Annotated in this window: 6 protein-coding genes and 1 pseudogene; 2 read left to right on the top strand and 5 right to left on the bottom strand. The window is 46.1% G+C overall.

Annotated elements, in window-relative coordinates; translation table 11 throughout:
• Positions 1-124: 124 nt before the first annotated feature.
• Positions 125-976: a hypothetical protein gene (locus QT974_RS26565; RefSeq protein WP_333471404.1), complete on the bottom strand. Its 852-nt coding sequence runs from the start codon at positions 974-976 to the stop codon at positions 125-127.
• A gap of 266 nt (positions 977-1,242) precedes the next feature.
• Positions 1,243-1,905, bottom strand: a complete 663-nt coding sequence (locus QT974_RS26560) for a glycerol-3-phosphate ABC transporter substrate-binding protein (RefSeq protein WP_333471403.1) — start codon at positions 1,903-1,905, stop codon at positions 1,243-1,245.
• 203 nt (positions 1,906-2,108) lie between these two features.
• Here QT974_RS26560 and QT974_RS26555 point away from each other — a divergent pair, with 203 nt between their 5' ends.
• The gene (locus tag QT974_RS26555; RefSeq protein WP_333471402.1) at positions 2,109-2,783 is read left to right on the top strand and encodes an acetoacetate decarboxylase family protein; all 675 of its coding nucleotides are present in this window, start codon (positions 2,109-2,111) and stop codon (positions 2,781-2,783) included.
• Between the two features lie 76 nt (positions 2,784-2,859).
• On the opposite strand, the gene QT974_RS26550 is transcribed toward QT974_RS26555, so the two are convergent.
• The gene (locus QT974_RS26550; protein ID WP_293133582.1) at positions 2,860-3,339 is read right to left on the bottom strand and encodes an orange carotenoid protein N-terminal domain-containing protein; all 480 of its coding nucleotides are present in this window, start codon (positions 3,337-3,339) and stop codon (positions 2,860-2,862) included.
• Positions 3,340-3,622: 283 nt separating this feature from the next.
• On the opposite strand from QT974_RS26550, the gene QT974_RS26545 reads away from it, so the two are divergent.
• Entirely contained in the window at positions 3,623-4,213 is a 591-nt protein-coding gene (locus tag QT974_RS26545; RefSeq protein WP_333471401.1) for a Uma2 family endonuclease, read from the top strand.
• An 86-nt stretch (positions 4,214-4,299) separates the two neighbouring features.
• On the opposite strand, the gene QT974_RS26540 is transcribed toward QT974_RS26545, so the two are convergent.
• Together QT974_RS26540 and QT974_RS26535 are read right to left on the bottom strand one after the other, a co-directional pair.
• Positions 4,300-7,428, bottom strand: coding sequence for an MFS transporter (locus QT974_RS26540; RefSeq protein ID WP_333471400.1), 3,129 nt, complete (start codon positions 7,426-7,428; stop codon positions 4,300-4,302).
• A gap of 487 nt (positions 7,429-7,915) precedes the next feature.
• Positions 7,916-8,846 (bottom strand): annotated as a pseudogene (locus QT974_RS26535) (hypothetical protein).
• Positions 8,847-8,984 lie beyond the last annotated feature (138 nt).

The following is an 8,984-nucleotide window of genomic DNA, read 5'->3' as shown; positions in this document are numbered from 1 at the left end:
TATTAGTTATAATCCCATATTGAATGCGGTCATGCTTCGCCCCTACGGATATATTGGCCTTGCGCCAGATGCACCCGATGTTTGAAAGTGCGATCCTCTCTAAGGGCTTCGCTAACTGCAAAACTCATACTGGAATCCTGTAATAACCGCGCATCATCACCTTAACATCCAAGTGCTTCATATCTGCCGTAGAAGCATCGTGAATCATATTTTCAGTCGGTGCAATATAAGCCTCACCCGGTGCAATTCTCAGCTTCACCACCGGATATTCTCGATAGCGCTGCATAAACTCATAAGTTAACTGTCGCGTCCAAGGTTTCCCAATATCAGCATCAGCACATCCCAGCATTTGAAAAATGTCCATTTCCGTCAAATTTACAAACAAAAAATAACGGCTATCCCGCCCTAAATTCACGCAAATCCGATTAGTAGCTTCCTGCTTTTTATCCAGCGGCAGATTGTCCCAACTATCAGTATGCAAACCGTTGCGACAACCGCGTTTGTTATCAATTGTCGCCGTACTCAATCCCGGCTGTCGGCCTCCCATACCGCTGATAACTGGCGGCGAATCCGACAGACAAAAAGGCTTAAAATAGTCAATTAGTCGATCGAGTATCTGTCCGCATTTTTCCTGAGACTTAAACTCAGCCACCTGTAGGGGAGTGGTTAGCGAAGCGATAGCAGCATCAGCCAACAAAGCCAAAACATCCGCAGGTAAACGCACAATTCCGACACCCGCATAGTGGGGCGGCGGTTCGTCTGTCCAAAGCAGTGCGGACTCTGCGGGCGTCGGTTCCCTCCAAGGTTCTTTGGGCATAAAAGCACCTTCACAATACTGAAGGCGATCGGGCGAAGTGTCAACAGCTAGCTGCGTACCCGAGCTCAGCCACACTCGGGGAATGGCGCACTCTTTTGTAGTTTCTAATTCCCCATTGTGACAGCGATAAATTAGTATACTTTGACGGAGATTGCACATTATTTAATATTGCTAAATCGCACTTACTAAAAACTCGTTTGTAGTAAGGACTTTAGTCATATCTTCCCAGTTTCTCGTTCGCAGTCAGGACTTTAGTCCTATCTTCTAAGTTTCCCGTTCGTAGTAAGGACTTTAGTCCTATCTTCTAAGTTTGTAAAGCAAGGACTCAAGTCCTGACTGCGAACTTTTGAGGACTAAAGTCCTGACTGCGAACTTGGAAGGACTAAAGTCCTTACTACAAACTTTTTATACTTTGACAATCTTGCTTAGTGAGTGCAGTGAGTGCAGTGAGTGCAGTGAGTGCACATCGCCCCTACCTCAAACCCTTCAGCATTCGGAAACTGCCAGAGAGTTTGTGTTAAAGTTGTGCGATCGACATTCTGGCGAGGAACCGAAGAAAGAGTCAAGACGCGGGCTTCATCATCTGTGCTTTCCACCAAAATTTCGCCCTCAGCAACCTTAATTGCATCTCGGTGCAAAATGCTGATACCGAACATTCCAGTCAGTCCTAATTCTGACAGTTTACCCGCAATTTCATTGAGAAATTCCGAGTTGTTGACAACTGCTGCGGAGCGTTCAACTGCTGCCGACACAGCTTCAGTAACGCGGACAAATTCTAAGGGAAACCAAACCCATTCACCTGATGCTTGATTTTGTTCCACCTTCCACATATAAGGAATAGCATCGCCGTATTCTGCGGTTGGCTTGACATAAGCATTGTTGCCATCAAACTCTTCAACCAACCTCTCGTTATCCGAGAGGTCAAAGTGTTTGTGAAGCAAGCAGATCCCAACCTGTTTTTGCAAGCCGTGACTGCGGATGATAGCACCGAGTTCCGTCATATTGTCTTCGGCTTGTTCCAGCAGGTCTCTCGCCGTGAAAAAATGCTCTAAACTATCGAAAACATCTGGTTTGTAAGATGTCAGCATACAGGTTTAGGTTCCTTCTAAATATTCACTAAGTAGACGATATTTAACTTTTGCTCAAATGTCAACTAATTGCTCGCTGTTGGCAGATTAATCTTTCTTATGCGTGAATACACGAGGATTTTATGAAAAAATACCACAATTTGTTGCTGTTTGATAACCTAAGCTAAAATAAATATAAAATATCATATCTAAAATCACTTAAAATGGTATATTCACCAGCTCCTTGGCACCTGCAAGGTTATGCTGTTCAGACTTTGCAATTGGTAGATGTAGCACGAGTGCGCCCCTTGGTTCCCTCTGACTTAGAAATTGTCTGTTTATTGCCAGGAAAAACGCTAGGTGGCATTTATATATCCTCCTACGGGCTGGGTTCCGTGATGGAGTACAATGAGTTAATTGTAGTTAGCGCGATCGCCAGTTATGCAGGAAAATGGGGCGCTTGGATTTCCCACATCTACGTAGACAACCCCAACTCAGTAGCTGGCGGGCGCGAAATTTGGGGACTTCCGAAAGAATTAGCTCAATTTAATTGGGAAGGCAGCGATTCGGTAAAAGCATCAGCGCTAGGCTACCGCGTCACAGTTAGCCAAGGAAATCTGCAACTGTGCACTGTCAATTATAGCAAACAAACTTTTGTATTTCCCCTGTCTTTTAGCGGAAATGTTTTTAGCGCCGATCGCACTAATTTGCTAATGTTTAAAGGAGAGTTCCAGTCTCGCACCGGCTTGATTAAAGGCGAAGTAGAAATCCCTGAAGAGAGTAGTTTTGCCAGTTTAAACTTAGGTCAGCCCTTGCTCACAGTTAACTGCGAAGAGATGCGTTTAATTGCAGGTGCGCCGGAACTTGTGGGAAACATAGCTGCTGAATTCAGTTATTAGCTAGAATTAGTAGGGTGCGCAGTGCACACCTTACTATACTAGTAGGGTGCGCAGTGCGCACCTTACTATACTCAAATTAAATGCCAGCGCCCGGAGCCGCTTCGGCACCCATTTCTAAAACTGTACCGCGCAGGAAATCAATTTGCTTTTGAAAGTCCATGGCCTGAATCTTTCCTAATAAAGCTTTTCCAGCTTCTGGAAGTTGATAGTCGGGAGGCACGGGAATAATAGTTCCTTCATCCATTCCTACTGCTAGGAAATACCAAAAAGCCAGCTTAGTTTCAGGGCTCATCGAGCCGTACATCCGGCTGATTTCAGTATTGGCTTTTGAGGCAATGTCGCGCATTACTTGCAGTTGTTCTTCGTGGGGCAGCGGCTTGACTTGATCGAACAAACCCTGAGCGATTTCAGAACCGGAAGCGCCTGGAGCTGCGGGCGTTATTGACTTGCCCATTTCGGTGTAAACAAACCACAGCAAACCTAATTGGTCGTCTACACTCAAGCTCTGAATCTCTGCTTTTCCTTGGTCGTAAGCGCCCGCAGTAGTAAATGTCATTTCAGTCTCCAGAATAATATGTATTGCTCAGTTTTCTTATTGCAAAAACTTGTTTTGCGACTTAATAAAAGTTAGCGAATAAATACCGAGGCTAGAATCTTGCTTAGGGTAGAGATGATCCCCGACAGTAATTAAGGATTGAGGTGAGGACTCGGCTAGGAAATTTACAACTAAAGGATGATGCGATCGCACAAACAACACCTTTAAAGCCCACTGCTTATGAAGTGGTTTTTGTCAAGCGAACCTGTATAATTTCAACAGACCTGTACTGAGGTGACTTGTTATGACGATCGCAACTGCTAAACGCTTCACCACAGCCGAATATCACCGCTTGACAGAACTGGGATTTTTTGCTGAGGACGAGAGAGTTGAGTTAATTAATGGAGAACTTGTAAAAATGGCAGCTAAAGGTACCGCTCACGAAACCTGTCTGAGAAGATTATTGCGGGAATTAAGCGCCATAGTAGCAGAGCGAGCAACTTTACAATGTCAGTCTCCCATCGTTTTACCTACAAACAGCGAACCTGAACCGGATTTTTCGCTCGTACACAATCGCCCTGACGACTATCTATCCTCTCACCCCAGTCCAGCGGATATACTGTTGCTGATAGAGATTGCAGATTCTTCTTTGAGTTATGACAAACAGGTTAAGTTACCTCTTTATGCTGCTGCGGGAATCTCTGACTATTGGATATTTAATTTATCAGACACTTGCTTGGAATGTTACAGCGAACCCTATCAGAATGCACCAGGTCAATTTGGTTATCGCAGGACATTAATTTTTCTGCCCAATGAGTCTGTTAATCTGCCTTGTTTTCACGATTTGGCACTGGATTTATCGAGAGTGTTTCCGCCAATTGTTAATCCTGAATAATTTCGCTCTTTCTTTTTCCCAAGAAAATAGGCTGGCCAACAGCCAGCCTAGAATCAGGAGAACTTTAATTGAAACTTCTGGAAATTCTAGCTAAACAAACCCGAAATACCGCCGACTGCTATTGCTCCAGCCAAAGCCGAAACCACCACAGAAGTTAGAGCCGTACCGAACAGCCACCAAGCAGCAGTTGCGGCGGCTTCCCGCGCATCTTCTGCTTGCTGCTTGGTCTTGTTCTTGATCTCTTTAATCCGTTTTTTGGCTTGCTCTTGCAGGCGTTCCGATCGCAATATAACGCTGTCTCGGGCTCCTTCCATTTGGTCAACAATTCGGTGAGCGTCTGTCTCGGAAATGTCGGAACGAGAACTCAGCAGGGCTACTAAAGTACCGCGATCGAATTCACCCAAACGCTGTTTAATCGCGTCAAATCCCGCCTGCGGATCGTCAAATACTTTGCGGAAGTCGCGCTTGATTCCTTCGTAGTTGAGTTCCGGCCGATCGAGCGAATTGAGGTAATCCCGGATTTTCGTAAAAATACCGTCAATTGTTGACTGGAACTTGTCTTGTACCATTTGAATTTGTTCGACAAACTCGTTGCGCACAGATTCAATGCGATCGGCAATTTGGTTAGCTTCCTCTTGGGAGATGTCTTCCCGCTGGGACAGCAAGGCTACCAGCGTACCGCGATCGAAGTGCTTCAGCCGATCGCCCAAACTTTGTATCCCCGCTCCCGGTTCGTTAAACAGCAACTGCAAATCGCGCTTGATACCGTCAGGATTGAGCTCTTCCTTGTCCGTATTCCGCAGGTAATTTTCCAAACTTCCTTGGAAATCCTTAACAGTTTTTTGAGCGCGAGATGCCAAGCGGCGGGGCGATTTCACGATGCTGCGAAGCGAATCCTGCACGCGATCGATCGTCCGATTGATTTGTTCTTCGCTCAAATCTTCTCGCTGCGAAAGCAACTTGACCAAGGTTTCGCGATCGACCTGAGACAGTCTTTCCCGCAGCGCCAAAGCACCTTCTTTCGGATTTTCAAACAATTTGCTCAAATCCCGATTGATGCCTTCTGGATCGAGTTCTTCCAGGTTGGTATTGCGCAGGTACTCGCCAATTTTAGTCGTAATTTCTTCGTACTGTTCCTTGGCTTTATCTGCAACTATTTGCGGCGCGTGGATAATGTTGTCGCGTACAGATTCGATCTTGTCGATCGCCCCATTTACCTGTTCTTCGCTGAGGTCTTGGCGCTGCGACAGCAGTTGCACTAGCGTATCGCGATCGAATTGAGACAAGCGTTCTGTCAGTGCTTTCAAGCCAGCTTGCGGGTCGCTTAACAGCGTTTGAAACTCGCGCTCGATCGCTTCAGGATTGAGTTCTTCCTTATTAGTATTGCGGAGATACTCTTCTACCTTTTGGCGCACTTCTTGCGCTTTCGATTTCGCTTGCTCTTGCAATTCTTGAGCTTTGGAAATTACGCGATCGCGCGAACTTTCCAGGCGTCCGATTAACTGATCCGCTTCCTCGGGGCTGAAATCCTCACGCTGGCCGAGCAACTGCACCAAGGTATCGCGATCGAAGTGTGACAGGCGATCGCGCAAAGCCTCAAAACCAGCATCGCGATCTTCCAACAGCGCTTGGAAGTCCTTCTCGATACCTTCAGGATTCAATTCCTCCTTGCCGGTCGATCGCAAATAATTCTCAATCCGGCTGCGCAAATCCTGAGACTGTTCCTCACCAGCAGCACCTTGCACAATTTCCAGAACTTCTTGGCGCACGCTTTCAAGCTGTTCGGCAATTTCCTTCGCCTGCTCCTGACTGAAGCCCTCGCGGCGGCCCAAAATCCCTGCAAAATACTCAGGATTCAACTGTTCTAACTGACGCAAAACTGCTCCCGGAGAAGCTTCGGCATCGTAAATAACATCCCTAAATTCCTGCTTGATAGTTTCTCGGTTGAGATGCCAAGGTTGAGCATTCAGCAAGTAATTTTCCACATCAGCCTTCGCTGTATTGAAAGGCAGCGCAGGCACTTTTTCGCCCACCTTAGAAACCACAGATTTAGCTTGTTCCTTCCCTTTTTCAGTCAGTTGCTGCAACTGACCAGAGATTTTTTCCACATCCAAATCCGACAAATCCGTCCGCGACAAAACAGTACCCACCAGAGCTTCTACACCCATCTGCATCGCGCGCTTCATGCTGCTGCTGGATTCTGATTTATTTTCCCGAGTTTCCAGAATTTGAGACAGCTTGGCGTTGAGTTCATCAGACTTCAGCAAATCTGGAGCCGCAAACTTCAGAAAATCAACCAATTCTAAATTCGGGTCTTTCTTGTCTTGCTGCTTGCCGAAAGTTTGCTTCCAAACACCTTCGAGCTGGTCAGCAACTTGATTGATTTCATCCTTGGAAAAATCACTGCGACTGCTAATTAAATCCACAAAAGTCTGGCGGTTAACATTCTTCAGAACATCGCTTCCCGCAAGAGATTTGATATCAGTCTCGCCCAGCAACTTTTCAAATTGACCGCGAATTTCCTTAACATCCAGCTTCGGTAACTGCAAAGAACCGACATAATCTTGGATGGTTTCGCGAATGCTATCGGGGTCTACAGCCGAGCCCAACTCGCGGCGGACAGCAGCCACAGACGCCTCTACAGTGTTGACCATTTGGTCGCTAGCCATCTTGCCGCCGATCGCGGAACCAGCAGTACCCATGACACCTTGAATGCCGGAAAAAGCAGTTTTAATCAAGGAACCAATCATCGAACCGACGGCGCTAGAACCGAGCCATACCAGCGTTAAAAAGTACGCCGACCAAATGACCACACCAATAATTGCCGCTCCATCTACCGAGGCAATTGAAGTTAGTTTGACCGCCAGAAAACAAGCTAAAAATAAAGCTAAGTTAACTGTGACTAAAATCCAACCGCCGACCAAGCCTTCGATCTTGCGAACTTTAGTGCCCAAAGTTTCGGACTCATCATCGTCATCGTCGGGTAAAGCCTCGTCCCAGTTGGAGATTTTGGCGGCGATCGAGAAATTTGTTAACAGGAATTGGAAGCCAAAAGCCATGATGACTCCGGCGATTAATGCCACGAAAAACTGAGGGCTCAGAAACATTAACCCTCCGAGATCGGGGTGGTCAAACGGGATATCTATTTCTACTGGCATTTGAGCAATATTGAATTTGGGACTGTACAGCGACATTAATAACTCGCTTTCAAACATAAATTACCTCCTAAAGTTTGATGCCGAATTAGGCATATTGAAATTTGCCCCTAACTTTTAAGTAGGGGATTTGGGACTTTTTAGATGGTGGTTTGTTTCGTCAGGCTTTATCTTACAGAAGCCTTGATTCGTGCAATCCGGATGAGCAGTCAATCAGTTCTCTAGTTATGTCATCCTTACTGCTGATTATGGCCCTTGAAGCTGAAGAATAAATCCCTCTAAAGTCAGAAATGGGTTTTTTTGTGAGCGATCGCAGCAGAGTTTGCCCAAAAAAGGCAAGTTGGGTGCATCTGGCGCAAGGCAAATATGTTTGTATGGGCTATAGCATGACCGCAATCAATATGGGATGATAACTAATAACTTATCTGCGGTCATGCTTCTTCAGGCTTCAAAAACCAGATGCACCCGGCAAGTTTGAAGCGGGGGCGATCTATAGTCGTAAGGTACGATGCGGCGCACCCTACATATCGTAGAGTGCGCTCTCTAGTTAGGATTCAGTTTGATTTTCCGGGAGAAAACGAGCTAGTAATTCAGAGCGATCGAGCTGCCTAATTAGTCGCGTGCGATCGAGGGGTTCGAGCTGAATTAAAGGCTCAATTATTTGGGCTAATTCTTCATCAATTTCGCCAAATTTAACTTGTAGCATACTCTCAACTATCAGGCGTTGACTGCGCTGGATACCTTCTTTGATACCTTGCTGCATACCTCGCTGGGTTGCATCTTCCAATCGTTGCAAGTAGAGGGGTGACAGTTCCATAATTAACTCCCGATCTTCTCGATCTGTGTCTTGGCGGACTTCTAAAATCGTTCGCAAGCTGTACAACAATTCTAACGCGTTCAACCGAAACAAATTATCAGACGGTAATTCTCTCAATTCGGCAATAGCTTGCTTCTGCACGTTTCCCTTCCCCAAAACCCTCAGCCATAGCGTTTCGGGAGTGCGGGGGAGTTGGTGAATAGCAATGATTGCTGCTTTCAGAGAAGCAGCCATAAAATAAACTCCACTTACCCAATTCTCAGGTTCAGAAGTCGCCCCAAATCCAGCTAACATCGCATCGGAAACAGTCGGCGACAGTATCCATAGTTGGGGCAAATCAGCCTCTGCAATCCGGGTATTATCTCTAGTGGCGGCTCGTTCATATTCGGCATGGACATCAAAGAGTTTACCCAGACAACTGCGAATTTCTCCGGTTTGCACAGGACTGCGGAATGGTTCAATTACAGCGGGTTTTGCTGCAATTTGACCCAGAATGCCGAGGGCTGTTGGTTCGACATCAGGTTCCGCTTTCGGGGCAAATAAAACGTCTATCTGCCTCACTTCTCCAGCAATGTCATGGCTGGTTTCGACATTACCGAGAGGGGTTAATAGTTCTTTGAGATATTGCGAGAGCAAATTGGTCGTGAATGAATCTGGTCATGAGAAATATCAGCTATAAACTGTTTAAAAACCTCACTGTCAAGGGTGCATCTCACTTTTAAAGAGGGCGAAGCATGACCGGATATAAGTTATTAGTTATAATCTTATATTCACTGCGGTCATGCTTCGCCCCTACAAA

The organism is Microcoleus sp. BM001215392 (genome assembly GCF_036700185.1).
Taxonomy (GTDB): domain Bacteria; phylum Cyanobacteriota; class Cyanobacteriia; order Cyanobacteriales; family Microcoleaceae; genus Microcoleus.
The sequence above is the reverse complement of the archived record's forward strand: the minus strand, read 5'-3'. Positions and strand labels throughout refer to the sequence as shown.